Source organism: Kingella denitrificans ATCC 33394, from assembly GCF_000190695.1.
In the GTDB taxonomy this organism is placed as follows: Bacteria; Pseudomonadota; Gammaproteobacteria; order Burkholderiales; family Neisseriaceae; genus Kingella_A; species Kingella_A denitrificans.
Genome location: NZ_GL870929.1, coordinates 384,045 through 409,357 on the forward strand (window position 1 = coordinate 384,045; position 25,313 = coordinate 409,357).

The following is a 25,313-nucleotide window of genomic DNA, read 5'->3' on the forward strand; positions in this document are numbered from 1 at the left end:
TGTATTATCGGGCAGCCTGAAATATTTCATGAGCACCATGCCCGATATGCCCGACCGCCTGAACAAAACCCTTTACACTCTCCTTTTTGCGGTGCTGCTGGTTGTCATCAGCCGGCAAATCGACCGATGGCTGGATACGGAAATTGTGTGGCGGATGCCCTTGCGGGCGGGATGCGCGCTATTGTTTGGCAGCATGCTGCTGTATCACGGCAAAACGTATCACCTAAAGCAGCCTGCACAAGGCTGGGAACGGACTGTTCATACCGCCAAACGCATTTTGTATTATGGTGCAGGCTGCTTTGCGTTGGCGCATATTGTCGGCGTTGTCAGCACTTATGCCGTGCCCGGCCGACCCGAACAGGCACGCCTGCTCCAACGCCCAATCATCCGCGAAACCGGCCAACCACGCTGCGAACAAGGCTATTGCCAATGGCAGGTGCGGCGCGACAACGGCAGCACGGCAATGATATGGCTGCCGGAACACCAACAAGAGGACGCTACGGTGCAAATATGGGTTTGGCAATCATGGCTGGCCGTGCGCATGGAAAGCGAATAAGGCGGACGGCACGGATTTTGCCGCCGTTGGAAACGAACGAAACACAACAGGGAGACTTGAATGAAAACGAAACAACTCAGCGTAGAAGCCATTGAGAACGGCACGGTGATTGACCATATTCCGGCAGGGCTGGGGCTGACGATTCTGCGCCAGTTCAAACTGCTGCATTACGGCAGCGCGGTCACGGTGGGCTTCAACCTGCCCAGCAAAACGCAAGGCAGCAAAGACATTATCAAAATCAAAGACGTATTCCTAACCGAGCAGGATGCGAACCGCCTTGCCCTGTTCGCGCCCGAAGCAGTGGTCAATACCATCCGTGATTTCCAAGTCACCGACAAACGCCGCTTGACGCTGCCGGACGAAATCTCCGAAGTGTTCCGCTGCCCGAATACCAACTGCGCCAGCCACAGCGAGCCGGTCGCCAGCCGCTTTTATGTGCGCCAGCAGGGCGGCAAAACCAAATTGAAATGCCATTATTGCGAAAAAACATTCCCCAGAGAATTCGTGGTGGAAGCATAATTTCAGGCAGAAATGAACGCGCAGGCTGCTTTTTCCCTTGAATAAAAGCAGCCTGCACCCATATTGGGCCGCATGACGACACATTCATTGAAGAGAACCCCCATGAACAACAATCAACGCACCCGTTTCCTTTTCGACCAAATGCCCGTCCGCGGACTGCACGTCCAAGTGGAAGAAGTTTGGCAACACATCCTCCGCCGCAAACATTATCCTGTCGCCATCCGCCGCGCATTGGGTGAACTCCTGGCCGCAGGCAGCCTGCTCTCGGGCAATCTGAAAACCGAAGGCACACTCATCATCCAAGTGCAGGGGCAGGGCGCGCTCAAAATGCTGGTGGTGGAAGCCACATCCGAAAACACCCTGCGCGCCACCGCACGCTGGGACGAAACCGCCCACATCGCCGATGATGCCGCATTGAGCGAACTTTTGGGCAATCAAGGCATTTTCGCCATCACCCTGCAACCGAAAGACGGCGAACCCTGGCAAGGCATCGTGCCGCTGGAAGGCGGCAGCATCGCCGATATGCTGATGCACTACATGGCGCATTCCGAGCAGCTGGAAACCCACATCGCCTTGGCGGCAGACGAAAAAACCGCCGCCGGCTTCCTGCTGCAACGCCTGCCCGAAGAACAGCCCGACCCCGAAGCGTGGCAGCATGTTACCACATTGGCACAAACGCTCACCGCCGACGAATTGCTGCATCTGGACGCGCAAAATGTGCTGTACCGCCTGTTCCACGAAACGCCGCCACGCGTGTTCGCGCCCGAAGCCTTGGAATTCGCCTGCACCTGCTCGCGCGGCAAAGTCAGCGACATGCTGCTGATGCTGGGCGGACAAGAAGTCGGCCAGGCCGTTGCCGAAGAAGGCAGCATCACGGTGGACTGCGATTTCTGCAACGAGCAATACACGTTTGACGAAACCGATGTGAACGCCCTGTTCGGCAGCGATATCGTCAGCGCCGTAAAAAACGAAAACAGCCGCCACACGGTACAATAACGCATAAAGCAGCCTGCACCGACATTGTTTAACGTGCAGGCTGCTTTTTCATATCGAAAATATTGCTGCAAATACGTCCATCTACAAACCCAAAAGCAGCCTGCACGTCCAATCCAACCGAATGCAGGCTGCTTTTTTGCAATAAAAAGGGCAGAGTAGGGCGTGCATCCACATTTGATTACCGCTATTTGTTTTCCTATCCATGCCCAAACACAAGGCGCATAAAACTGCCCATATTCCGTCAATAACTTTTTTCTCATTATCATCAAATAATTATGCAAACATTCTGCAAATTTTCCCTTCACAGTTTACAAATCAATAAATATTGTGTTAGATTTCGTTAAACATTTGCATAATTACGTTATTGGAGGAACCACTATGTCTGTGCAACAAAACGGCAAAACCTTTTTCGGCCACCCGTTCCAATTATCCAGCCTGTTCCACATCGAATTGTGGGAGCGCTTTTCGTTCTACGGCATGCAGGCCATCCTCCTGTTTTATCTATATTTTGCAGCCAGCAAAGGTGGCTTGGGCATCGATGAAGCAGAAGCCGGCGGCATTTCCGCCATTTACGGCGGCAGTATTTACCTGCTGACCTTGCTGGGCGGCTGGATTTCCGACCGCGTGCTGGGCGCAGAACGCACATTGTTCTATTCAGGCATCACGGTAATGGCCGGACACATCGCCTTGGCCATCTTCCCCGGTTTAGCAGGATTGATATCTGGCCTTGTGCTGGTGGCCTTGGGCAGTGGCGGCGTGAAAGCCTCTGCCAGCGCAATGGTCGGCTCGCTGTATGAACAAGACGACACTAAACATTTGCGCGATGCAGGCTTCTCCCTGTTCTATCTATCCATCAATATCGGCGCATTCTCCGGCCCGCTGCTGACCGGATACCTGCAAAACAGAATTGGTTTCCACTGGGGCTTCGGCGCAGCGGCTGTCGGCATGGCATTCGGTTTGGTACAATACGCACGCGGCCGCAAAAACCTGCCGCCCACCGCCGCCGTGAATCCGCTGAAACCCAACGAAAAAACATTTGTGTTGGCAGGTTTCATCGGTGCATTGGTGGTGTTGGCCATCGTATTTGCCACAGGATTGGTGAATTACGACAACTTTAAAAACGTTCTGTTCGGCTTCATATTGGTCGTTACCACCGTTTATTTTGCCCGCCTGTTCATTACCGGCAAACAACTGGGCGCCAAAACCAACTACATCATCGCTTATATTCCTTTGTTCATTGCAGCCTGCATTTTCTGGGCCGTTTGGTTTCAAGTATTTACCGCCGTCAGCATTTATTTTGAAAAATTCATGAGACTGAACCGCATGATTGACGGTTTCGAAGTCCCACCAGCATGGCTCGCTTCCGCACAAGGTCTGTGGGTCATCCTGCTGGCCAGCGGGATGGCTGCCATGTGGACCAAAATGGGCGACAAACAACCCAAAACACCGTTTAAATTTTCGCTGTCCCTGATTGTGGTGGGCTTGGCATACGGCGTATTCCTGCCTTATACCTACAGCAATACAATTATGTCGATGGTTGGCATGGTGTTCGTGCTGTTCCTGCTTACCGTTGCAGAATTGCTGATTTCACCCATTTCCCTGTCGCTGGCCACCAAAATTGCACCGACACAATTCAAAACCCAAATGGTTGCGCTCAACTTCCTCACCATCTCTGTCGGCATTACCGCAGGCGGCAAACTGTTCGGTGCATATTATGACGAACAAAACTTGTCCAAATTCTTCGAATTGATGACATATCTCGGCGTGGGTGCAGGCTGCATTTTGCTCTTGCTCGTACCCGTGTTGAATAAATTGCTAAAAGGTATTGATTAAGAAAGATATTCATGGCAAAAAAACGTATCCTCACCGGAGTCACCACCACAGGCATTCCTCACTTGGGCAACTATGTCGGCGCCATCCGGCCCGCCATCCAAGCCGCCGCAGCGGAAGACACCGAAAGCTATCTTTTCCTGGCCAATTATCACGGCATTATCAAATGCCATGACCCCGCCATGATTGACGACTCCACGCGCGCCGTTGCCGCCACTTGGCTGGCGTGCGGGCTGGATACCGAGCGCACCACGTTTTACCGCCAATCCGATATCCCCGAAATTCTGGAACTCAACTGGATATTGACCTGCATCACCGCAAAAGGCCTGATGAATCGTGCCCATGCTTACAAAGCCGCCGTGCAGGTCAATATCGATGCAGGGCTGGAAGACCAAGACCACCAAATCGAAATGGGGCTGTATAGTTACCCCATCTTGATGGCGGCCGACATCTTAATGTTTCAAGCCAATCAAGTCCCCGTTGGCCGAGATCAAATCCAACACGTTGAAATGGCACGCGATATTGCGCAACGCTTCAACCACCGCTTCGGCAAAAATTTGCTTACACTGCCAGAAGCCTTGATTGACGAAAATGTGCAGCTATTGGTCGGTCTGGACGGTCGGAAAATGTCCAAATCTTATGGCAATACCATTCCTTTGTTTCAAACGCCGAACCAACGTCAAAAAGCAGTCAATAAAATTGTGACCAATCTGAAAGAGCCCGGGGAACCTAAAGCCAAGGACGAAAGCCCGCTGTTTGAAATCTACCAAGCCTTTGCCACGCCCGAAGAAACGCAAGCATTTGAGCAAGCGCTTAACGAAGGCTTGGCTTGGGGTGAAGCCAAAAAATTGCTGTCTGCAAAAATTGGCGCAGAACTAGACAGCAAAACCGATGCTTACAATGACTTGATTGCGCACCCGCAGCGTATTGAAGAAATTCTGCAAGCCGGTGCGCACAAAGCGCGGGTAGAAGCACGTGAATTGCTGGCACAGGTAAAAGATGCTGTCGGCATTCATACGTTAAAATAAATAGCAAAGCAGGCCGCACCAATCAAATGGATGCAGCCTGCTTTTTATCTAGTTTAATAATTTAACATAATATTCATTATGCGAACTATAGATTTTAAATCAATTTTAAAATCTACCGTCAATGATGAAACGGACATACCTCACTAATTTTCTCTTAATCAATCGTTGCGCTACCAAATCACGAATGAAATAATTTGCTAATTTCAAATGTTTGTCAGGCTGCTTTTGAAACAACTCTGCCAAACAATCCATGCTGTAAATGTGATATCGAAAACAAAAGCAATTAAAATAATAGAAATAAAAATATGAACACACAATCAAGAAAATCAATTTGCCTAATACATACAATAGGTATAGATATGAAAAAACAGCCCTTTTTAAAGGACTGTTTAAAATTTGGTGCCCAGAAGAAGACTCGAACTTCCACGTCCTTACGGACACTAGTACCTGAAACTAGCGCGTCTACCAATTCCGCCATCTGGGCTTTGATTTTTACCATCATTTGCTGTAAAGTGTCGCAAATGAATTGAAAGAAGCTGCATTATATAGATACTATAAAAGGATTGTCAACCATGACGAAGAAAAAAAATATCAAATCTATGAATTTAAGAGAAAAAGATCCATATTTGAAACGCGAATATCAGAAATACGCCACTCCCCTGCCCAGCCGCGAGTGGATTATCGAGATTTTGGAACGTGCGGGTGTGCCGCAAAAAATCACTGCTCTGGCCGAGCAATTATCAATAACCGATGAAGAATTTGAATTTTTTGAACGCCGCCTGAAAGCAATGGCGCGCGATGGGCAAATTCTCATCAACCGCCGCAATTTGGTGTGCGTGGCAGAAAAATTGGACATCGTGAAGTGCCGCGTAGAAATGCAGAAAGACGGTTTTGGCTTTGCCGTGCCCTTAAAACCGACGGGTGAAAAGGATTTCGTGCTGTATGAGCGTCAATTATATGGCGTGATGAACGGCGATATTGTAACGGTTCGCCCGCTGGGGCTGGATCGACGCGGTCGGCGAGAAGGTCAAGTGCTGGATATTGTGGAACGCGGCCAATCCTCGCTGGTGGGGCGGTTTTATTTGGATCACGGCGTGGCGGTGTTGGAGCCGGAAGACAAACGGCTGCATCAGAACGTGATTCTGGAACCGGCCAGCGTGGCGCAGTTTCAGCCGGAGTCTGGCCAAGTGGTGGTGGCGGAAATTGAAAGTTATCCGGAAAACCACCGCCCTGCCGTGGCGAAAATCACAGAAATTTTGGGCGATTATGCCGATAGCGGCATGGAAATCGAAATTGCCCTGCGCAAACACAAGCTGCCGTATGAATTTAGTGCAGGCTGCCTGCAAGCGGCGGCAAAAATTCCCGATACCGTCCGTGCGGCTGACCGCAAAAAACGCGTGGATTTGCGCGATTTGCCTTTGGTGACCATTGACGGCGAAACTTCGCGCGATTTTGACGATGCCGTGTATGCGGAAAAAATCGGGCGCAATTACCGTTTAGTGGTGGCGATTGCAGACGTGAGCCATTATGTCCGCCCCGACGACGCCATCGACACGGATGCCAAAGAACGCGCCACCAGCGTATATTTCCCGCGCCGCGTCATCCCCATGCTGCCGGAAGCCTTGTCCAACGACATCTGCTCGCTGAATCCGAACGTGGAGCGGCTGTGCATGGTGTGCGATATGACGATTACTTATGCAGGCAACGTGAAATCGTACGAATTTTATCCGGCCGTGATGAAATCGCACGGGCGGCTGACATACAACCAAGTGTGGGATTGGCTGGAAAATTCGGTGGACAACGAATACAAAAGCAGCCTGCACACCCTGTACAAGCTCTTCCAAATTTTGCAGAAAAACCGCCGCAAGCGTGGCGCAATGGAATTTGAAACCGTTGAAACACAAATGATTTTTGACGACAACGGCAAAATCGAACGCATTGAAGAAGTGCACCGCAACGATGCGCACAAATTAATTGAAGAATGCATGCTGGCGGCCAATGTGTGTGCGGCAGATTTCCTGTTGCGCCACCAGCACAAAGCACTCTACCGCAACCACGCCGGCCCTACGCCTGAAAAACTGGCCGTCTTGCGCGAACAACTGGCACTGCTGGGGCTGCGTTTGGGGGGCGGCGACAAGCCCGAACCGAAACATTACGGCAAACTGGCGGAACAGATTGCCGAGCGCCCTGACCGTGAAGCCTTGCAATCCATGTTGCTGCGCTCCATGCAGCAGGCGGTGTATGAGGCGGAAAATGAAGGCCATTTCGGCTTGGCATACGACTATTACACGCATTTCACATCGCCCATCCGCCGTTATCCCGATTTGCTGGTGCACCGTGCGATTAAGGCAATTTTGGCGAATAAAACGTATAACGCGGGCAACTGGCAGGAGCTGGGCGCGCACTGTTCATATTGCGAACGGCGCGCGGACGAGGCCAGTCGCGACGTGGAGAACTGGCTGAAAACCTATTTCATGCGCGACAAAGTGGGCGAGATTTTCGGCGGCAAAGTTTCTCGGATTACCAATTTCGGCATTTTCATCACGCTGGATAACGTGCATATCGACGGCATGGTGCATGTGAGCGATTTGGGCGAGGATTATTTCCAATACCGCGAAGATTTGATGGCGATGGTGGGCGAACGCAGCGGCGTGCGCTTCAGCGTGGGCGACCGCGTGCAAGTGAAAGTGGCGCGTGCGGATTTGGATACCTGCCGCATCGACTTGGTGCTGGAAAGCGAACCGCCCAAAGCGAAGAAGCGTGGCAAAAAAGTGCAGGCTGCTTTGGTGCAGGAAGCAGAGCGTATGGCGCAAAAAGTGGTGGCCAAAGAAGCGCGCACGCAGAAAAAGGCACGCGCAGCAAAACCTGCCGCAAAAACGGCACGGCCGTCCGCCAAAAGCACCAAAGCGGCAAAAACCGCCAAACCCCGTTCGCAAAAACGCAAACAGTCCGCAGCGCAAGAAACCAAAGCGAAAGCCAAGCGCCGCGCCAAAGTGAAATGGGATTCGGCTGAATAAGCGCCAAAAAAGCAGCCTGCACTTCAGAAATCGATGTGCAGGCTGCTTTTATATGGGTAGATTAGCACTCTTCATTCGATGTATAGTGAATTAAAGTCGCAACGATACGGCGTTGGCTCGCCTTGATGTACTATTTGTACGCCTTGTCTCATTTTTATTTTAACCCACTATAAATCATACTGGAAAAGCAGCCTGCACCCCCATTCTCAAACGGGCGCAGGCTGCTTTTCTCTTGCTTAAAGGCTACCGTACGAATGCAGGCCGGTCAGGTATTTATTCACGCCCACAAAGGCAAACGCGGTAATGAACAGCCCGATGACCGCCCACCACGCCAGCACTTTGCCGCGCCAGCCCGCCACCAGCCGCATATGCAGCCACACCGCATAATTCAGCCACACGATAAACGCCCATGTTTCTTTCGGGTCCCAGCTCCAATAACGCCCCCATGCATCGGCCGCCCACAAAGCGCCCAAAATCGTGGCAATGGTGAAAAACAGGAAACCCACGGCAATCGCTTTATACATGGCTTCCTCAATCTGCGCCGCATCGGGGAAAAATTTATTGCCGTTCAGCGACAACAGTTCCGCCACGCCGAAAGCCGCCGCCATGCAGAAACCGCCGTAGCCGATAAAATTGGCCGGCACATGCAGCTTCATCCACCACGACTGCAACGCAGGAATCAGCGGCTGAATTTCACCCGCGCCGCTCTCAATGCTGTACCACACAGTAAACGCCACCAGGCCGCACATCAGGACATACACAAACACACCCAGTTTGTGCATGGAAAATTTCTTCTCGTAATACAGATACATCAGCCCCGTAATCACCATGAACAGGATGAACACCTCATACAGGTTGGACACGGGGATGTGGCCCGCATCGGGACGCAGCAGATAGCTTTCGTGCCAGCGCACCAGTAGGCCGACAAAACCCGCAAATGCCGCCGACCACGCCAAACCGCTGGCAATGGAAAACAGCGTATTGCGTTGAAATTTATTTTGTTTTTCCTGCCGCCAAGCCCATAAAGTGGCCAATAAATACAATGCAAACGCCAGCACAGTCAATGCAGCCTGCCACATGATGGCCGATTGGCTGCTCAACAAATATTTCAACAAAAACTTGCCTTTATCCCCGGCATTGGCAATATCGCCCTGATACAGCCCCACCGCCAGATAAGCCGCCAGCACGCCGCCGACAATAAACCAGCGCATCGGTTTGAAGAACCAGCCCAAACCGGTGGCAATCGCCGCGCTCGCCCACAGAATCACCATTTCATAAACATCCATGTGGTGTGGCAGTTTTAGTTGTGCCAAGGCGGCAATGCTGGCCATCAGCGCGGCAAAAAGCCAATCGACAATAGTGAGCGATTTGAGCCATGATTTTTCGCGCAAAAGCTCGTGCTGCGCCAAATCTTGGGGTTGAGAAGTCGGTTCAGTCATGCTGTTACCTTTATTTTTCTTATGAATCGGAGTGGTGTGCGTTATCGGCTGCTGCAAAATCCTGCGCTAACCGAGTGAAATCCGCCACATATTTCGGGAACTCGCGGTTTAAATCGCGTTCGCTGCGGCTGGACGACATGGCAAAGCGGACTGCGGCATGTCCGGACGGGAACAGCATCCACGCGCGTTTGTCGCGGACGTAAAACATGAACATCACGCCCAGCACCAAAAACAGCGAACCCAAATACACCAAAGTCGCGCCGGGCGATTTGGTCATTTGCAAGCCAGACATATTGACTTGTTTAAAATCTTCCAGTTGCAGCAGTACGGGCGACTGGAAGCGCGTTAAGCCCGTGTAACCGTCCAAACTGTTTAAAATGAAACGGTTGCGCGTTTCGCCTGCTTCAATATTGGGCAAACCCGCATCCTGCAAAGCCTCGTCCAAAGCGATATTCATGGTGCTGTACAGGATTTGGTACATGAATTCGCCCGTTTTCTGCTGGTCGGCAGGCGGCACGTTTTTCTGGATATGCTCGTTAATGGCGATATAGCCGCCTTCGGCAAACTGCTGCAACAGATTTTCCACGGCCAATTTGAACTGCGGGCGGATATGTTCGCCCACATTGGCAATGGCTTTTTCCACAATCTGCTGGCGTTTTGCAGGCTGCAATAACATCGCGCGGAATGCCATGAAACTGTCAAGTTTGCCGCGTGGGTCGGCGGGCAGCATCAGCCAGCGGAACGGTTCATTCATATCCGAACGCTCACCGGTGGCAAAAAACAGCGCGCCTTCACGCGGCAACGGCTGCATATAGCTGATATATTCGCGCGCCTGCCCTGCCTTGTCGCGTAGTTTATAGGTAATCGTAGGGCCGACATTTTGAAATTTCTTCTGGTTCACGGCACGGGCATCGGCGGACATGCTGGCCGTTGCATTCAAATCTTCCACGTTAAACACGCGCAATTCGCCAAATTCCAGCCGGTAATGTTCGCCGTTGCCGAAATCCAGTGGAAATTCGCGCTGCGAAACGGCCTTAATTTCAGCTGGCTTGCCCGCACCGCGCAAATCCCAGCTTTTCAAACGGATATCGGAACCGCCGTCGCCATAAGTGGACTGGTAAATGGTCACGCCGTTCACCGTCAGCGGATGATTGACGCGCAGGGTGGCGGCAATCTTTTCGCCGGTATATTTATCGGTAACCAGCACGTCGCTGGCAAAATCTTTGGGCATGCCCGTGTCGTAAAAATCGATATGAAATTTCTTCAATTCGATGGAAAACGGCAATTCTTGCAGCAGCAATCCTTTGTCTGCATTCAAAAATGTCCGGTCAATGGTTTGGCCTTCCACAATTTCGGCATTGCCGCGATAGGAAAGGTTTTTGTCGCTCAATGTGCTTTCGGGTTTGAAATCGCGGGCATAAACGCTGGTATTGTCGGGCACCAGTCTGCCGGTCAGCATGCCGATTTTGAGCAGAAGGTTGCTGTCAATCAGGCCGCCGATGCAAATCACAATCAGCGCCAAGTGGGCAAAAATATAGCCCCATTTGTTCATTGCGCCTTTTTTGGCGGCCACGATGACGCTGCCGTCTTCGCGCATTTCGGATTTGGTTTTAAACCCCTGTATCTGCAAATATTTCTCTACAATTTCCGGTGTGATGCCGCTGCCGTTTTCACGTGGCAATTCCGCCGTATGCTTCATGTGCGCCAATGATTTCGCCGTCGCATTCAGGCGGAACGATTTCATGTCGCGCAGGTATTGCGGGGTATTCCGCCAAACGCACAGCCCGGTGCTCAGCACCAGAAACAGCATGATGAGCACGAACCATGAAGAGGCGTAAACATCAAACAATCCTAAAAATTGGAAAATTTCCGCCCAGAAAGGGCCGAATTGGACCACATAATTTTGTGCAGGCTGGTTTTGCTGCACCACCGTGCCGATAATGGAGGCGATGGCCAAAATGGACAGCAACGCCACGGCAAAGCGCATGGAACTGATAAAAGCGAACCATGGGCGGCGGATAAAAGAAGTTTGGGACGATGGAGTGGGATTCATGATGGGCGGGATGGGCTGAAAAAGCAGCCTGCACTTTTACAATACGGCTATTCAGCCTTCTTTGCTGCGGCACTTGCGGCAAATTCCGGTTAATACAACATGGTCTTCATTCAGCGTGAACCCCGTTTTCTGCACGCCTTCGCGCAGGGCCAGCCATTCGGCGTTCAGGCTTTGTTCATCGACCGTGCCGCATTCCGTGCATACCAAAATAAAGCTGCTGTGGTGGTGGGCATGTTCGGCATGGCAATGGCCGGTGCATTCGTGGCGGGCATGGCTGCACAGCACATAGCCGTTCACGGCGGGGACTTTGTGCAGCACGCCCTGCTCCGCCCAGAAATCCAAAGCGCGATAAGCGGTGGGCGGCGCAACGACACTTTCGCTGTCCCGCTGCATTTGCGCCAGGACATTATAGGCCTTAATCACGCCGTCCAGCTGCAACACCATATCCAACACCTGCTCGCGCAGCGGCGTTACCTGTGCGCCGGTAGTGCGGCATTGATGCAAAATTTGTTCTTTAACAGGGTTCATATTTTCCGTTTCGCGTAAACAAAAAAGCAGCCTGCACTTTATTCATTGACAAACGACACGCCGGCCAGATTCGATGCCTTCACCGCGTCCGCAATGGCCGCCACAGCCTGCGGGCGGACGAAATTGCGGCGGTATGCCAGCACGATGCGGCGCGAAGGTGCAGGCTGCCTGAACGGCACGATGGAAAACAGCAAATGGTCGTTGTCGGTAATGCCGGTGGACGGCAGCACGCTGATACCCAATCCGCTGGCCACCATGTGGCGGATGGTGTTGAGTGAGCTTCCTTGCAGCGTATTGACCAATCCGGCAATTTTCTGCTTTGCCGCCAGCTCGGTACAAGAACCCAGCACTTGGTCGCGCATACAGTTGCCCTCGGTCAGCAGCAGCACGTTTTCTTCCGCCAAATCCGCGGTTGATACGGAATCCAGATCTTCAAACGGATGGCCTTTGGGCACAATCACGAAAAACGGCTCGTCATACAGGGCAATCGTTTCAATGCCTGCTTCGGCATAAGGTTCCGCCACCACCACCGCGTCCAATTCGCCGCGTTTGAGCAAATCGGTCAGCACGGCGGTATAGTTTTCTTCCAGGAACAGCGGCATTTTGGGCGCGACATGGCGCATCGACACAATCAGCCTGGGCAGAAGATACGGCGCAACCGTGAAAATTAAACCCAGCCTGAACGAACCTTCCAACTGGTTTTGCTCCGCATTGGCAAGGCGGCGGATGACTTCCGCCTCTTCCAAAACGCGCTGCGCCTGCGACACGATGGCCGCACCGGATTCCGTCATCAAAATTTCGCTGCTGCTGCGGTCGAACAGGGAAACGCCCAGCTCTTCCTCCAATTTTTTAATGGCGATGGACAAGGTGGGCTGGCTGACATGGCAACGCTGCGCCGCACGGCCGAAATGCTTTTCCTGTGCCACAGCGACAATGTAACGCAATTCGGTCAGCGTCATGGCTTATCCGTTTTCCCCGCTTCGGGTGCAGGCTGCCCTTTTTTGTTTTCGGGCAGGGTAATGTTCAATGCCAGCATATCCACACCGTCTTGTTTCTCGTGCGTGATATTGATGTCGTCCAATTCGATTTTAACATATTTGGACAACACTTCCAGCAATTCCTTCTGCAACGTGGGCAGATAATCGGGCGTGCTGTTGGCGGCATCGCGGTTGGCACGCTCCTGCGCGATGATGATTTGCAGGCGGTCGCGCGCCACGGCCGCCGTCTTCGGCTTGCGCCCCAATAATTTTTCAAGCAGCGACATTACTTACCTCCAAACAGTTTTTGGAAGAAGCCTTTTTTCTCCGCTTCCAAAAAGCGGATTTCGCGGTTTTCGCCCAAAAGGCGCGCCACCACGTCCTGATAAGCCTGCGCGGCAACCGCATCTTCCTGATGGATAACGGGTGCGCCCGCATTGGAAGCCTGCAATACGTTTTGCGATTCAGGAATCACGCCGATGAGCGGAATACGCAAAATGTCCTGAATATCCTGCACCGACAGCATTTCGCCTTTTTCCACACGCTCCGGCGAGTAACGTGTAATCAGCAGGTGTTCCTTCACGGTGCCGCCCTGCTCTGCTTTTTTGGATTTGCTTTGCAAAATGCCCAAAATGCGGTCGGAGTCGCGTACGGAAGACACTTCCGGGTTGGTGGTAACAATCGCTTCGTCCGCATAATACAGCGCCATCAATGCGCCGGTTTCGATGCCGGCCGGCGAATCGCACACGATAAATTCAAAGCCCATGGCATCCAAGCCGTTCAGCACGTTGCCCACGCCTTCTTTGCTCAGTGCGTCTTTATCGCGCGTTTGCGATGCGGGCAGGATAAACAGTTTGTCGCAATGTTTGTCTTTGATTAAGGCTTGGTTCAGCGTGGCCTCGCCTTGAATCACATTGACCAAATCGTACACCACGCGGCGTTCGCAGCCCATAATCAAGTCCAGATTGCGCAGGCCCACGTCAAAGTCGATGACGCAGGTTTTGTGGCCGCGCAATGCCAGGCCTGTGGAAATGCTGGCGGAAGTGGTGGTTTTGCCCACGCCGCCCTTGCCGGAGGTGACTACAATGATTTTTGCCATAAGGTGCTTCTTTCTTTGCGTTAAATGAAAACTTTCCATGTGCAGGCTGCTTTTTCAAACGGCGCGCCGCAAAAGCAGCCTGCACATCCTTTATATCAATAAAATTACTGGGCGTTAATCGCCGAAATGGCCAGCCGTTCGTCTTCCTGCAATTCGATTTTCACCGCATGCTTGTGCAGGTGCGGCGGCAGGTTTTGTTCGAAGACGCGGTAGATGCCGGCCACCGACACCAGTTCCGCCTGCATGGACTGCACGAAAATCCGCGCGGTTTTATCGCCCGACTCGCCCGCCAGCGCACGGCCACGCAACGGCGCATACACATGGATGTTGCCGTCCGCAATCACTTCCGCGCCTTCGCTGACCATGCCCATCACGATTAAATCCGCATTTTTGGCATATACCTGCTGCCCCGTGCGCACCGGGCTGTTGATGACCAGCGTGGGGCGCGGCGCATGGTCGTCCGCGACAGATGCAGGCTGCTTTTCTTCCTCTGCAGCCTGCCCGTTGTTTTCCGCGGCAGATTCTGCTTTTGTTTCGGCAACATTGTCCGTTGTATCAGCGGCGGCTTCTTTTACTTTTACGGAATCTTCCGCATGTTCCGCAGGCAGCTCGGTGCAGGCTGCTTTTTCATGTTCGTCAATTTCGGTTTCCGCCGCTTTTTTGTGTTCGTGCGACAAATAAAACAATCCGGCCGCGTGCACCTTGTCTGCCCAACGCTGTTCCGCGCCCCGCGCCGCAATCACGGCAATCCCCTGCCGCGCCAGCAGCGACACGATGGCCGACAAATCCGCATCGGCATCCGTCAAATCGTCCAAATCCAAAACAAACGGCAGCGCACCCAGCACTTGGTATTTGTCTTTTTTCTTGCGCAAAAACTGGGACAACTGTGCCAAATCCGCCGTGCGCAGGCGCAGGGACAACATCTCCAAGCGCGTGGATTTCACTTCAAAAGCTGCTTTCATGATGCGATTGTTTTATTAAATCAAATGAGCGATTTTACCCTGCCTGCACTATTTATTCAACCGAAGCCGCGCATATCCCGCCCGTTTCCGCACGGCAGGGCGTGTTTATTAGCTATTGATTTTTATGAAATCCGGCTTTACAATCCCGTTTCCCTCTTTAACCATCTTTAACGAGAAGATAATAGAATGAAGAAAACCCTGTTAAGCACCCTCGTGCTGGTGATTTTGGCAGCCTGCTCCCAACAAGCTGAAAACACATCCGCAAACAATGCGGCAAATCCTGCGGCATCCGGCGCAGCGGCGGGCAACCTGCCGCAAACCAGCGAGCTGAATATCTACAACTGGTCAAACTATGTGGACGAAAGTACCGTTGAAGACTTCAAAAAAGCCAACAACCTGGATTTGACCTACGATTTGTACGAAAACAACGAAACGCTTGAAGCCAAAATGCTCACCGGCAAATCCGGCTACGATTTGGGCGTTCCCGGCATCGCATTCCTGCCCCGCCAAATCAAAGCAGGTGCTTATCAGAAAATCAACCGCGACCTGATTCCGAACTACAAAAACATCGACCCCGCGCTGCTGAAACTGCTGGAACAGGCCGACCCGGGCAACCAATACGCCGTGCCGTACTTCTCCGGCGTGAACACGCTGGCGATTACCGCCAAAGGCAAAGAAATCCTGGGCGGAAAACTGCCTGAAAACGGCTGGGATTTGCTGTTCAAACCCGAATACACCAACAAACTGAAACAATGCGGCATCGCGCTGTGGGACACGCCCAGCGAAATGTTCCCGCTGGTGCTGAATTACTTGGGCAAAGACCCGCGCGGCACCAATCCGGCCGACATTGAAGCCGCAGCCGCCGTGTTGCAGGCCATCCGCCCCGACGTGAAACGTTTCAGCGCGTCTTACATTGACGAACTGGCACGCGGCGACATCTGCCTGGTAGCCGGTAACGGCGGCGACCTGAACATGGCGAAAGCGCGTTCGGAAGAAGTGAAAAACAACGTGGGCATTGACGTGCTGGCACCGAAAGGCATGGGCTTCTGGGTAGAATCTTGGGTGATTCCCGCCGATGCGAAAAACGTTGCCAACGCGCACAAATACATCAACTACACGTTAGACCCAGACGTGGCGGCCAAAAATGCTGCGGCGGTAACGTTTGCCCCCGCCAGCCTGCCGGCACGCGAAAAAATCGATCCGAAACTGGTGGCAACACGCTCGATTTTCCCGACTGCGGAAGATATGGCTGCCGGCTTCGTGATGCCGCAAATGTCGGACGAAGCGAAACGCCAAACCACGGCGCTGTGGCAAAAACTGAAAATGGGTAAATAATCCGTTCTCCGTTTCCTGCAAAAGCAGCCTGCACGTTCAGAAGTTGAAGTGCAGGCTGCTTTTTTATGTGCCGGATACGGTGGAAAAAGCAGCCTGCACCGGCAAGCCGTGCTAAAATCCTTTCTTTTATCCGACACATTTGCACCATGAATCCCCATCTGCAACAACTGCAACCTTATCCGTTCGCCCGACTGCGCGAAGCCGTGCAAGGCATTGTGCCGCCTGCACATTTGGCCGAAATCCCGCTGTATATCGGCGAACCGAAGCACCCTGCCCCGCGCGTTATCCGCGATGCGCTGCTGCAATCGCTGGACGAATTGTCCAAATATCCGCTCACACTCGGCCTGCCCGAACTGCGCCAAGCCTGCGCCGAATGGCTGAAACGCCGTTATGACGGGCTCACGCTCAATCCCGACAGCGAAATCCTGCCCGTGCTCGGCAGCCGCGAAGCCCTGTTTTCCTTTGTGCAAACCGTGTTGAACGAAGCGGAAGCGCCGGTGGTGGTCAGCCCCAACCCGTTCTATCAGATTTACGAAGGCGCAACGCTTCTGGGCGGCGGCAAAATCGTGTTCGCCAATACCGTCGCGCCGAATTTCCTGCCCGATTGGAACAGCGTTGCCGCGGAAGACTGGGCGCGGTGCAGGCTGCTTTTCGTCTGCTCGCCCGACAATCCGACCGGCAGCGTGCTGCAACAAAAAGACTGGGAACAACTCTTTGAATTACAAGACCAATACGGCTTCATCATCGCGTCCGACGAATGCTATTCGGAAATTTATTTTGACGGCAAAAAACCTTTGGGCTGCCTGCAGGCTGCTTTAGAATGTGGCCGCAGCTTCGACAAACTCGTCATGTTCACCAGCCTGTCCAAGCGCTCCAACGTGCCGGGCCTGCGTTCGGGTTTTGTGGCGGGCGATGCCAAGCTGCTGAAAGATTTCCTGCTTTACCGCACCTATCACGGCAGCGCCATGTCCCTGCCCGTGCAGCGCGCCAGCATTGCCGCGTGGAACGACGAAGCGCACGTTGTCGAAAACCGCGCGCTGTATCAGGCGAAGTTCGACCGCGTGCTGCCGATTCTGCGCCAAAAATTCGATGTGCGCCTGCCCGATGCTTCGTTTTACATCTGGCTGCGCATTCCCGACGGCGACGATTTGCGCTTCACGCAGGAACTCTACCGCGACACGGGTGTGCTGGTGCTGCCCGGCCGCTTTTTCGCGCGCGAAACGGCCAACGGCAATCCGGGCAAAGGCTTTGTGCGGATTGCGCTGGTGGACGAATTGGACAAATGCGTGGAAGCGGCGCAACGAATCATTGATTGGTATCGGGCATAAATCCGCCGGAAAAGTGCAGGCTGCCTGATTCGATTACCAACCCGAAAGCAGCCTGCACTGCACAACGCGGCGGTATCGGATACGCCATGCCGCGATGTTTCGTTAAAAAGCAAAAAGCAGCCTGCACCTCGGTTTTCCAAAGTGCAGGCTGCTTTTTTTGCCGCGTGGCGGCAACACAGATAGGTGCCGAATCCGAAAAATGCAGGCTGCTTCTTAATATTTCAAAAGCAGCCTGCACGTTTCATTCTTCCGAATCCTCAATATCCGGCGCATTGTTTTCCGCGTCCATCACCCATTTCACTTCCTGATACAGCGCGCGGAAATTTTTCGGCGGCTTGTTCTGTTCGGCTTCTTTGCGCGCATTGCGGATCAGCGTGCGCAGGCTGCCTGCATCCGCGTGGGGATATTGCGCCACAAACGCCGTGAGCGCGTCGTCGTCCGCCAGCAGGCGTTCGCGCATCTGCTCCACGCGCTGCAAAAATGCGTTGTGCGCGCGGTTTTCGCCTTTCAGCTTTGCCAAAAATGTGCGGATGGGTTCGGGATCGACATCGCGCATCAGGCGGCCGATATATTGCCGCTGGCGTTTCACCGCGCTGTTGGACGTGATTTTTTGATATTCTTTAATGGCTTCGTGCAAATCTTCCGGAAGCGCGATTTTCTTCAGCGTGGAAGCAGAAAGCCGGGTCAGCTCCATGCCCAAATCCTGCAATTCGTCCATCTGTTTTTTCTTGCGGGTTTTGCTGACCCATTCGTCTTGATTTTCCATATCGTGCACGCGTGATGACTGTCGGTAAAACCCGAATCATACCAAAATTTACATTAAATTTTAAGTTCCGCCGCCGCCAATCCGCCCAACGCGCCCGAAAAACGGCTACAATATCGCCCGATTCATGAAGGTGAAAAATATGTTTCAACATACAAGCACACAGTTTATCGATACCGCCCAATCCGTTTTGGCGCTGGCACGGCAAAAAGGCGCAGGTTCGGCCGAAGTGGATGTGAGCGAATCGCTGGGGCAGTCGGTGAGCGTCCGCTTGCAGGAAATCGAGCAAATCGAGCACCAGCAGGATAAATCGTTGGACATCACCGTATATTTCGGGCAGCGCAAAGGTCGCGCCAGCACGGCGGATTTGTCGCCGCAGGCACTGGAAGCAACCGTGCAGGCTGCCTGCGACATTGCGCGATACACCGCCGAAGACGAATACGCCGGTTTGGCGGATGCCGATTTGATGGCCAACACCGTGGGCGATTTGGACAAATACCACGAATGGAATTTGAGCAGCGAAGAAGCCGTTGCCCTTGCCAAGCAATGTGAACAGGCCGGTTTGGAAGCCGACGGCCGCATCGTCAATTCGGACGGCGCCAACCTCAGCATTTCGCATTACCAGTTTGTTTATGCCAACACACACGGCTTCTGCCAGCACCAAAAAGGCACGCGCCACAGCATTTCGTGCAGCCTCGTGGCAGACGGCGGCGACGGCATGGAACGCGATTACTGGTTTGACGTGGCCTGCCGTCCTCAGGATTTGGAAAGCGCGGAACACATCGGCCGCACCGCTTCGCAACGCGCCGTTCGGCGGCTGAATGCCCGCAGCCTGCCCACCGGCCAATACCCCGTCGTATTCGATACCACCATCGCGGGTAGCCTTATCGGGCATTTAATCGGCGGATTAAGCGGCCCGTCGCTGTACCGCCAGGCCAGCTTCCTGTGCGACAGCTTGGGCAAAACCATTTTGCCGACCCATTTGGATTTGCGCGAAGAACCGCACATTCCGCGCGGCTTGAACAGCAGCTATTTCGACGCCGAAGGCGTGGCCACCCGCGCACGTTCAGTAATAGAAAAAGGCGTGGTGCAGGGCTATTTCCTGAATAGCTACGCCGCCCGCAAGCTCGGCATGCAAAGCACGGCCAATGCCGGCGGTGCGCACCACCTGATTTTGACGCACACGCACGACACGCAGGCTGCCCTGCTCAAAGACATGGGTTCGGGCCTTTTGGTCACCGAACTGATGGGGCAAGGCGTGAATATCCTGACCGGCGATTATTCGCGCGGCGCGGCAGGTTTTTGGGTGGAAAACGGCGTCATCAGCCATCCGGTTTCCGGCATCACCATTGCGGACAACCTGCGCGATATGCTGTGCAATATTGCAGGCGTGGCCAACGATGTCCTGTACCGCAGCAGCCACCACATCGGTTCGATTTGGCTGGAAAAAATGACCGTTGCAGGAGAAGCATCATGAAAGCGACCGTTTGTTTGGGCATTGCGTTTGCCTTGTCCGCCGCGCCGGTTTGGGCGTGTTCGCAATTAGAGCCTGCCGCGGCGTTTATCTTCATCAACGACACCAACCGCGACCAGTTGCTGGATATGTACGAATGGCGCAACGCCAAAACGCCGAATCTGGAAGTGGCGTTCAACGTGGGCGATATGAACGAATTCCTCCGCCTGGACTACAACCGCGACCGCTATCTGCAAGCAGCGGAAATCGGCTTCGACAACGTGCGCTATATCCGTCCGCCCTGCGCCGATATGGAAGAACGCCGCTTCATGCACGGGTTCCGCCAGCGGGCGAATTGAACGGCACAGATAACAACGATACCGTATCACCAAGTGCAGGCTGCTTTGGAAACGTTCAAAAGCAGCCTGCACCCGCAACCGAAAGCAAACAAACAATGACACAATACCTGATTGCACACGACCATCAAAACCGCCCCATCGAACTCATCGCCAAAATGGCCAACCGCCACGGCCTCATCGCCGGCGCGACTGGCACGGGCAAAACCGTAACCCTGCGCAAACTCGCCGAAAGTTTCAGCCAGTCGGGCGTGCCCGTGTTCATGGCCGACGTGAAAGGCGATTTGTCCGGCATTTGCCGCGCCGGGCAGAACAGCGGCAAAGTCGCCGAACGGATGCAGCAGTACGGCCTGACCGACGACTACCTGCAAGGCTTTCCCGTGCGCTTTTGGGATGTGTACGGCAGCACCGGCATTCCCGTGCGCGTCAGTATTTCGGCAATGGGCTCCATGCTGCTGGCACGGCTGATGAACCTGAACGACACACAGGAAGGCGTGCTCAACCTCGTATTCAAAGTGGCGGACGACAACGGCTGGCATCTGATTGATTTGAAAGACCTCCGTTCGCTGCTGCAATATGTGTCCGACCACGCCAAAGAATACCGCGCCACCTACGGCAACGTGTCCGCCGCCAGCATCGGCGCCATCCAACGCCAACTGCTGCAACTGGAAAGCGAAGGCGCGGCGCAGTTTTTCGGCGAACCGGAATTGGATTTGCTCGACTGGATTCAAACGGAAAACGGGCAAGGCGTCATCAACATCCTGAACGCGGAAAAACTCATGCGTTCGCCGCGCCTGTATAGCGCGTTCATGCTCTGGTTTCTGGCGGAACTGTTTGAAAACCTGCCCGAAACCGGCGACCCGGACAAACCCAAATTCGTGCTGTTCTTTGACGAAGCGCATTTGATTTTCGACAATGCGAACAAAGTGTTAATCGAACAAGTCGAACAGGCGGTGCGGCTGATACGCTCCAAAGGCGTGGGCGTGTATTTCGTCACACAAAACCCGACCGACCTGCCCGACACGGTGCTGGGGCAACTGGGTAACCGCGTGCAACATGCCCTGCGCGCCTTCACCCCGCGCGACCAAAAAGCCGTGAAAGCCGCCGCCGACACATTCCGCAGCAATCCGGAATTGAACGTGGCCGAAGCGGTGGGCGAACTGGCCGTGGGTGAAGCGCTGGTGTCGTTCTTGGACGCACAGGGCATGCCGCAAATCGTGCAGCGCGCGTGGATTATGCCGCCGCAGTCGCAGCTTGCGCCTTTGACCGAATCCGAACGCAGTGCCGCGTTCCAAGCCGACAGCCTGTATCCGCACTACCGCGATGCTGTAGATTCGTTTTCCGCGTTTGAAGCCTTGCAGCAGCAGCCCGCAGGCAACGCCGAAGAAGTGCAGGCTGCCTCCGATGCAAATGGCAATGCGGAAGCCGCGAAAAAGCAGCCTGCACCGGCCGAAGAAAAACCCGGCCTGCTGGAAGGCTTTTTGGGCGGGCTTTCGGGCGGGCGCAAAAAATCGGGGCAAGGACTCGGCTATGATTTGGCCGACAGCGTGGGCAGCCAAATCAACCGCCAGGTGACCAATGCCATTACGCGCACCATCATGGGCGTGATTAAGAAAATGTGGAAATAACGCGCCGCCAAAGTGCAGGCTGCTTTTTGCAGATTCGATTTTCGATAAGGAAAATGCTATGAACAAAATCTCTCTCATTGCCGTTACCGCGGCAACCTTGGCATTGGGCGCATGCGCCAACGGCACGGGGCAAGGCGTGTCGCTCAATTTGGGTTTGGGCGGCTTAATCGGCTCGCACCTGGGCATCGGCACATCGGTCAATATCCCGTTGGGCGGCACGGCGCAGAAAAATCCTGGCGACGGCGAAAACCGCGGCGGTCTGCGCGTGATCGAACACCAAGTCATCACCTTCTTCGACGCGCAAGGCCAAACCACCAACAGCGCTGTGAAAAACGGCTACTACCGCGAACTGGTCGCCAAGCAAAACGACCAAACCTACGTGGTGCAGGATTTCTACGGCAACGGCAACAAGCGCACCGACCCGATGACGCTGGCCAAAGACCAACTGTTCGAATTCCGCGCCCATCCGCACAACGGCGCCTACACCGTGTACGCCATCAACGGCAACATCATGCAGCAACAGAACTTCCGCAATGGAAAACTCATCCCCAAATAAAAGCAGCCTGCACCCCTTCCGCATTCAAACGCAGGATATGGCGTTCGATTTATTGCCCGGCCAAAACCTGCTCGACGCACTCGAACAAACCGGGCACGACGTGTCCTACCAATGCCGCCACGGCTATTGCGGAAGCTGCCGCGTGGCCCTGCTTTCCGGCCGGGTGGATTATGCGGAACCGCCACTTGCCTTCCTGCACGAAGGCGAAATTCTGCCCTGCTGCTGCCGCGTCCGAAGCGACTTGGTGCTGAAATGCGGCAAAAAGAAAACATCGGGCGGCTCAAACGGGCAAGCATAAAGATTGTTCGGCAGATGGCTTTGCTTTACAATCGTGCCTTTATTCTAAACCAACGCAATTCATATTGAAGGAATCGGCAAATATGGCAGCATACAACACCCAGAAAGTCCTGTCGGTACACCACTGGACAGACGCTTACTTCTCATTCACCTGCACCCGCGACGAAAGCCTGCGCTTTGAAAACGGCCAGTTCGTCATGATCGGCCTGATGGTGGACGGCAAACCCCTGATGCGCGCATACAGCGTCGCCAGCCCAAACTGGGAAGAACATCTGGAATTTTTCAGCATCAAAGTGCAGGACGGCCCGCTCACCAGCCGCCTGCAGCATTTGAAAGTCGGCGACGACATCCTTATCAGCAAAAAACCCACCGGCACCCTGATTGCCAGCGACTTCAACGAAGGCGGCAAACACCTGTACCTGCTCTCCACCGGCACCGGTTTGGCACCGTTTTTGAGCGTTACGCGCGACCCAGACATTTACGAACAGTTTGAAAAAGTCATCCTCGTGCACGGCGTGCGCCACAAAGAAGACCTCGCCTATTACGACCATTTCACCAAAGATTTGCCCAACCACGAATTTCTGGGCGAAATGGTGCGCGAAAAACTGATTTACTACCCCGTCGTTTCCCGCGAGCCCTACATCCACCACGGCCGCCTGACCGACCTGCTCAAATCCGGCCAAATCTTCAAAGACATCGGCCTGCCACCGATGAATCCGAAAGACGACCGCGCCATGTTGTGCGGCAGCATGCCGATGAACCGCGACACCGCCGCCATATTAGACAGCTTCGGCTTGGTGGCATCGCCCAAAACCGGCGTGCGCGGCGATTATCTGATTGAACGCGCGTTTGTCGAACAGTAAACCGAATAATATAAACTGGTTGTTCAAAAAGCAGCCTGCACTACTTGGTCTTCCCCTTGTGCAGGCTGCTTTTCCTTTATCTTTTCATTCAAGCGAAAAAAGCCTTGCCCGTTCACGGCACAAAAGCAGCCTGCACTTTAAAAATCCGAGTGCAGGCTGCTTTTTCACCTTAAAAATCAATACACCGCTAAAACCGCTTTTCCCATTCCAGCCACACATTGCGCTGCCTGCGGTCGGCCCAATCGTGCGTGCTGTCGATGCGGTTCTCCTGCCAAACCAACTTCGGCACAGCGCCCCACACGCGCCATTTCGGATACGACAGCGCCACCGTCAGCGAACGTTCGTTGTTGCGCTGCGGCCGCCGCAAAAACGCCGTGTCCAATGCCGAACCGCGATAGCGCCGCTGCGTATATTGCCCGCGGACTTCCGTGTTCAGGTTGCCCAAAGCCGTCCATTGCGCCAGCCAGCCGGCCTGCACGCTGTGCCGCACATAGCCCGAAGAATTGGCGCGGCCGCCCACCATGTCGTTGTCCGGGTGCAGGCTGCCCCAGCCGTAGCCCGCGAACAAGAGATGCTGCGGGCGGATGCGGTACGACAGCGATGCAAACGCATTCCACACCATCCCGTTTTGATGACGCGCGCGTTCCGCCTCGCGGAAATCCTGCCGCATTCCTTCCAGCGATACGAAGCCTGTCCATTTCGGTGCGAGCTGCCGTTCAAAAGCAGCCTGCACCCCGACGGCATGCCCCAACATATACGGCAACACGCGCTTTTGTCGCGGCGCTTTGTCGGGGAACTGGCGGCTGCCTGAAAATTGCGCCTGATAAAACGGCAGAATTTCCAGCGATTGCCGCGCATCTTGGAAACGGTAGCCCAGCGATGCGCGTGCCAACGCATAATCATACGCGCTGCGTTGCGACAGGTAATACGTCGTCCCAGACGCATTCATGCGGAACAGCAGGTTGTGATGGCCGCGAATCGGCGTGTTCTTTTCGGCATACACGCGGTAGCGCAGCCCCCACGCATTTTCCTGCCGTTCGCGCACGCAGCCCAAAGGCGTGCAATAGGCCTGCGGCGCGTCATTGATGTTCTTGTCGTACGACAACTGCACGCCGCCCTGAACCTGCCATTGCGTATTTTGGCGGATTCCGTTGCGGTACAGGCGGATGTTTTCCGCCACCGTGTCGGGCAGTTCGGGCGTTTGCGCCGCTTGGGCAAACAAGGCTTCTGCCTCGCGCCATTGTCGGTCTTCCGCCAGCGTTGCCGCCGAGTCCAACTGCAAACGCACATCGTCCGGATATTGCCGCTGCACGGCCTGATAATGCGCCGTGGCGGTGGGATAATCTCCGCGCAACCGTGCCAGTTCGGCTTGCGCATGCTGCCGAAGTTTCGCGTCCTGCTGCTCTTGCGGCAACGTCAAATAGGTAGGCAGCAGCGCGCCGAGCAAAGGCTCGTGGCGCGCATCCACCGCCTGCCGCAGCATGGCCGCCAACAGTTCGGGGTGTTCGCGCAAATCCTGATTGCGCACCACAACAGGCGCAGCACCTTTCCGTTCAAGTGCAGGCTGCTTTTCACCCGCGCCGTCCGCCTCCAACGATTGCAGCCACGGTTGCTGTTGCAGCGATTCGCCGGCCTGTTCTGCGGCCGTTTGCGGCAAAGGTTCCGCCACCGCGCCCACCGAAATGCCCAATACCAATCCTGAAATAATTTTACGAATAGTTTTCACTTAT

Annotated in this window: 24 protein-coding genes and 1 tRNA gene; 14 read left to right on the forward strand and 11 right to left on the reverse strand. The window is 54.1% G+C overall.

Going from position 1 to position 25,313, the window contains the following annotated elements:
- Positions 1 to 28: 28 nt before the first annotated feature.
- From HMPREF9098_RS01865 to trpS, 5 genes are all read left to right on the forward strand, one after another.
- Positions 29 to 556 (forward strand): hypothetical protein, encoded by a 528-nt coding sequence (locus HMPREF9098_RS01865; protein WP_003781429.1) that lies wholly within the window; start codon positions 29 to 31, stop codon positions 554 to 556.
- Positions 557 to 616: 60 nt separating this feature from the next.
- Positions 617 to 1,075, forward strand: a complete 459-nt coding sequence (gene pyrI, locus HMPREF9098_RS01870) for an aspartate carbamoyltransferase regulatory subunit (RefSeq protein WP_003781430.1) — start codon at positions 617 to 619, stop codon at positions 1,073 to 1,075.
- Between the two features lie 102 nt (positions 1,076 to 1,177).
- Positions 1,178 to 2,071 carry an Hsp33 family molecular chaperone HslO gene (gene hslO, locus HMPREF9098_RS01875; RefSeq protein WP_040564172.1) on the forward strand — a complete coding sequence of 298 codons (894 nt, stop codon included), beginning with the start codon at positions 1,178 to 1,180 and terminating at the stop codon, positions 2,069 to 2,071.
- Between the two features lie 378 nt (positions 2,072 to 2,449).
- Entirely contained in the window at positions 2,450 to 3,904 is a 1,455-nt protein-coding gene (locus HMPREF9098_RS01880) for a peptide MFS transporter (protein ID WP_003781434.1), read from the forward strand.
- An 11-nt stretch (positions 3,905 to 3,915) separates the two neighbouring features.
- Positions 3,916 to 4,929 carry a tryptophan--tRNA ligase gene (trpS, locus tag HMPREF9098_RS01885; protein WP_003781437.1) on the forward strand — a complete coding sequence of 338 codons (1,014 nt, stop codon included), beginning with the start codon at positions 3,916 to 3,918 and terminating at the stop codon, positions 4,927 to 4,929.
- 397 nt (positions 4,930 to 5,326) lie between these two features.
- Here the strand turns inward: trpS and HMPREF9098_RS01890 are convergent.
- Positions 5,327 to 5,413: transfer RNA gene (locus HMPREF9098_RS01890), tRNA-Leu, on the reverse strand.
- Positions 5,414 to 5,501: 88 nt separating this feature from the next.
- Here HMPREF9098_RS01890 and rnr point away from each other — a divergent pair.
- On the forward strand, positions 5,502 to 7,946 hold the full coding sequence (gene rnr, locus HMPREF9098_RS01895) for a ribonuclease R (protein WP_003781445.1): 2,445 nt from the start codon (positions 5,502 to 5,504) through the stop codon (positions 7,944 to 7,946).
- A 236-nt stretch (positions 7,947 to 8,182) separates the two neighbouring features.
- On the opposite strand, the gene ccsB is transcribed toward rnr, so the two are convergent.
- The 7 genes from ccsB to minC all read right to left on the reverse strand — a co-directional run bounded on the left by ccsB (position 8,183) and on the right by minC (position 15,004).
- Positions 8,183 to 9,385: a c-type cytochrome biogenesis protein CcsB gene (gene ccsB, locus HMPREF9098_RS01900; protein ID WP_003781450.1), complete on the reverse strand. Its 1,203-nt coding sequence runs from the start codon at positions 9,383 to 9,385 to the stop codon at positions 8,183 to 8,185.
- Between the two features lie 19 nt (positions 9,386 to 9,404).
- On the reverse strand, positions 9,405 to 11,438 hold the full coding sequence (locus HMPREF9098_RS01905) for a cytochrome c biogenesis protein ResB (protein ID WP_050781217.1): 2,034 nt from the start codon (positions 11,436 to 11,438) through the stop codon (positions 9,405 to 9,407).
- Positions 11,439 to 11,489: 51 nt separating this feature from the next.
- Positions 11,490 to 11,966, reverse strand: coding sequence for a Fur family transcriptional regulator (locus HMPREF9098_RS01910; RefSeq protein ID WP_003781453.1), 477 nt, complete (start codon positions 11,964 to 11,966; stop codon positions 11,490 to 11,492).
- Positions 11,967 to 12,004: 38 nt separating this feature from the next.
- Entirely contained in the window at positions 12,005 to 12,925 is a 921-nt protein-coding gene (locus HMPREF9098_RS01915) for a LysR substrate-binding domain-containing protein (RefSeq protein ID WP_003781454.1), read from the reverse strand.
- Positions 12,922 to 13,230 carry a cell division topological specificity factor MinE gene (minE, locus tag HMPREF9098_RS01920; protein ID WP_003781455.1) on the reverse strand — a complete coding sequence of 103 codons (309 nt, stop codon included), beginning with the start codon at positions 13,228 to 13,230 and terminating at the stop codon, positions 12,922 to 12,924. The genes HMPREF9098_RS01915 and minE overlap by 4 nt, the downstream gene beginning before the upstream one ends.
- Entirely contained in the window at positions 13,230 to 14,042 is an 813-nt protein-coding gene (gene minD, locus HMPREF9098_RS01925; protein WP_040564173.1) for a septum site-determining protein MinD, read from the reverse strand. The genes minE and minD overlap by 1 nt, the downstream gene beginning before the upstream one ends.
- Positions 14,043 to 14,146: 104 nt before the next feature.
- Positions 14,147 to 15,004: a septum site-determining protein MinC gene (gene minC / locus HMPREF9098_RS01930; RefSeq protein WP_003781457.1), complete on the reverse strand. Its 858-nt coding sequence runs from the start codon at positions 15,002 to 15,004 to the stop codon at positions 14,147 to 14,149.
- Between the two features lie 186 nt (positions 15,005 to 15,190).
- Between minC and HMPREF9098_RS01935 the strand changes: the two genes are divergently transcribed.
- The gene (locus tag HMPREF9098_RS01935; RefSeq protein ID WP_003781465.1) at positions 15,191 to 16,339 is read left to right on the forward strand and encodes an extracellular solute-binding protein; all 1,149 of its coding nucleotides are present in this window, start codon (positions 15,191 to 15,193) and stop codon (positions 16,337 to 16,339) included.
- Positions 16,340 to 16,485: 146 nt separating this feature from the next.
- A complete protein-coding gene (gene dapC / locus HMPREF9098_RS01940) occupies positions 16,486 to 17,667 on the forward strand; it encodes a succinyldiaminopimelate transaminase (protein WP_040564174.1) in 1,182 nt (393 codons plus the stop codon).
- Here dapC and HMPREF9098_RS11615 read toward each other — a convergent pair.
- Positions 17,645 to 17,905: a hypothetical protein gene (locus HMPREF9098_RS11615; protein WP_003781467.1), complete on the reverse strand. Its 261-nt coding sequence runs from the start codon at positions 17,903 to 17,905 to the stop codon at positions 17,645 to 17,647. The genes dapC and HMPREF9098_RS11615 overlap by 23 nt on opposite strands.
- A gap of 3 nt (positions 17,906 to 17,908) precedes the next feature.
- Positions 17,909 to 18,433 (reverse strand): ribosome biogenesis factor YjgA, encoded by a 525-nt coding sequence (gene yjgA, locus HMPREF9098_RS01945; protein WP_040564175.1) that lies wholly within the window; start codon positions 18,431 to 18,433, stop codon positions 17,909 to 17,911.
- Positions 18,434 to 18,557: 124 nt separating this feature from the next.
- Between yjgA and pmbA the strand changes: the two genes are divergently transcribed.
- The 6 genes from pmbA to HMPREF9098_RS01975 all read left to right on the forward strand — a co-directional run bounded on the left by pmbA (position 18,558) and on the right by HMPREF9098_RS01975 (position 23,583).
- Positions 18,558 to 19,907, forward strand: coding sequence for a metalloprotease PmbA (pmbA, locus tag HMPREF9098_RS01950; RefSeq protein ID WP_003781469.1), 1,350 nt, complete (start codon positions 18,558 to 18,560; stop codon positions 19,905 to 19,907).
- Entirely contained in the window at positions 19,904 to 20,242 is a 339-nt protein-coding gene (locus HMPREF9098_RS01955; protein WP_003781470.1) for a hypothetical protein, read from the forward strand. The genes pmbA and HMPREF9098_RS01955 overlap by 4 nt, the downstream gene beginning before the upstream one ends.
- A gap of 95 nt (positions 20,243 to 20,337) precedes the next feature.
- Positions 20,338 to 21,867, forward strand: a complete 1,530-nt coding sequence (locus HMPREF9098_RS01960; RefSeq protein ID WP_040564177.1) for a helicase HerA-like domain-containing protein — start codon at positions 20,338 to 20,340, stop codon at positions 21,865 to 21,867.
- A gap of 58 nt (positions 21,868 to 21,925) precedes the next feature.
- Positions 21,926 to 22,423: a hypothetical protein gene (locus HMPREF9098_RS01965; RefSeq protein ID WP_003781472.1), complete on the forward strand. Its 498-nt coding sequence runs from the start codon at positions 21,926 to 21,928 to the stop codon at positions 22,421 to 22,423.
- Positions 22,401 to 22,721, forward strand: coding sequence for a class I ribonucleotide reductase maintenance protein YfaE (yfaE, locus tag HMPREF9098_RS01970; protein ID WP_003781473.1), 321 nt, complete (start codon positions 22,401 to 22,403; stop codon positions 22,719 to 22,721). Before HMPREF9098_RS01965 ends, yfaE begins: the two co-directional genes overlap by 23 nt.
- Before the next feature lie 82 nt (positions 22,722 to 22,803).
- Positions 22,804 to 23,583, forward strand: a complete 780-nt coding sequence (locus HMPREF9098_RS01975) for a ferredoxin--NADP reductase (protein ID WP_040564179.1) — start codon at positions 22,804 to 22,806, stop codon at positions 23,581 to 23,583.
- 187 nt (positions 23,584 to 23,770) lie between these two features.
- On the opposite strand, the gene HMPREF9098_RS01980 is transcribed toward HMPREF9098_RS01975, so the two are convergent.
- Positions 23,771 to 25,273: a surface lipoprotein assembly modifier gene (locus HMPREF9098_RS01980; protein WP_040564180.1), complete on the reverse strand. Its 1,503-nt coding sequence runs from the start codon at positions 25,271 to 25,273 to the stop codon at positions 23,771 to 23,773.
- Positions 25,274 to 25,313 lie beyond the last annotated feature (40 nt).

Bases quoted from the DNA above. Each gene is read 5' to 3' on its own strand.
- HMPREF9098_RS01865 (WP_003781429.1), top strand. From the start codon at position 29: ATGAGCACCATGCCCGATATGCCCGACCGCCTGAACAAAACCCTTTAC.
- pyrI (WP_003781430.1), top strand. From the start codon at position 617: ATGAAAACGAAACAACTCAGCGTAGAAGCCATTGAGAACGGCACGGTG.
- hslO (WP_040564172.1), top strand. From the start codon at position 1,178: ATGAACAACAATCAACGCACCCGTTTCCTTTTCGACCAAATGCCCGTC.
- HMPREF9098_RS01880 (WP_003781434.1), top strand. From the start codon at position 2,450: ATGTCTGTGCAACAAAACGGCAAAACCTTTTTCGGCCACCCGTTCCAA.
- trpS (WP_003781437.1), top strand. From the start codon at position 3,916: ATGGCAAAAAAACGTATCCTCACCGGAGTCACCACCACAGGCATTCCT.
- rnr (WP_003781445.1), top strand. From the start codon at position 5,502: ATGACGAAGAAAAAAAATATCAAATCTATGAATTTAAGAGAAAAAGAT.
- ccsB (WP_003781450.1), bottom strand. From the start codon at position 9,385: ATGACTGAACCGACTTCTCAACCCCAAGATTTGGCGCAGCACGAGCTT.
- HMPREF9098_RS01905 (WP_050781217.1), bottom strand. From the start codon at position 11,438: ATGAATCCCACTCCATCGTCCCAAACTTCTTTTATCCGCCGCCCATGG.
- HMPREF9098_RS01910 (WP_003781453.1), bottom strand. From the start codon at position 11,966: ATGAACCCTGTTAAAGAACAAATTTTGCATCAATGCCGCACTACCGGC.
- HMPREF9098_RS01915 (WP_003781454.1), bottom strand. From the start codon at position 12,925: ATGACGCTGACCGAATTGCGTTACATTGTCGCTGTGGCACAGGAAAAG.
- minE (WP_003781455.1), bottom strand. From the start codon at position 13,230: ATGTCGCTGCTTGAAAAATTATTGGGGCGCAAGCCGAAGACGGCGGCC.
- minD (WP_040564173.1), bottom strand. From the start codon at position 14,042: ATGGCAAAAATCATTGTAGTCACCTCCGGCAAGGGCGGCGTGGGCAAA.
- minC (WP_003781457.1), bottom strand. From the start codon at position 15,004: ATGAAAGCAGCTTTTGAAGTGAAATCCACGCGCTTGGAGATGTTGTCC.
- HMPREF9098_RS01935 (WP_003781465.1), top strand. From the start codon at position 15,191: ATGAAGAAAACCCTGTTAAGCACCCTCGTGCTGGTGATTTTGGCAGCC.
- dapC (WP_040564174.1), top strand. From the start codon at position 16,486: ATGAATCCCCATCTGCAACAACTGCAACCTTATCCGTTCGCCCGACTG.
- yjgA (WP_040564175.1), bottom strand. From the start codon at position 18,433: ATGGAAAATCAAGACGAATGGGTCAGCAAAACCCGCAAGAAAAAACAG.
- pmbA (WP_003781469.1), top strand. From the start codon at position 18,558: ATGAAGGTGAAAAATATGTTTCAACATACAAGCACACAGTTTATCGAT.
- HMPREF9098_RS01955 (WP_003781470.1), top strand. From the start codon at position 19,904: ATGAAAGCGACCGTTTGTTTGGGCATTGCGTTTGCCTTGTCCGCCGCG.
- HMPREF9098_RS01960 (WP_040564177.1), top strand. From the start codon at position 20,338: ATGACACAATACCTGATTGCACACGACCATCAAAACCGCCCCATCGAA.
- HMPREF9098_RS01965 (WP_003781472.1), top strand. From the start codon at position 21,926: ATGAACAAAATCTCTCTCATTGCCGTTACCGCGGCAACCTTGGCATTG.
- yfaE (WP_003781473.1), top strand. From the start codon at position 22,401: ATGGAAAACTCATCCCCAAATAAAAGCAGCCTGCACCCCTTCCGCATT.
- HMPREF9098_RS01975 (WP_040564179.1), top strand. From the start codon at position 22,804: ATGGCAGCATACAACACCCAGAAAGTCCTGTCGGTACACCACTGGACA.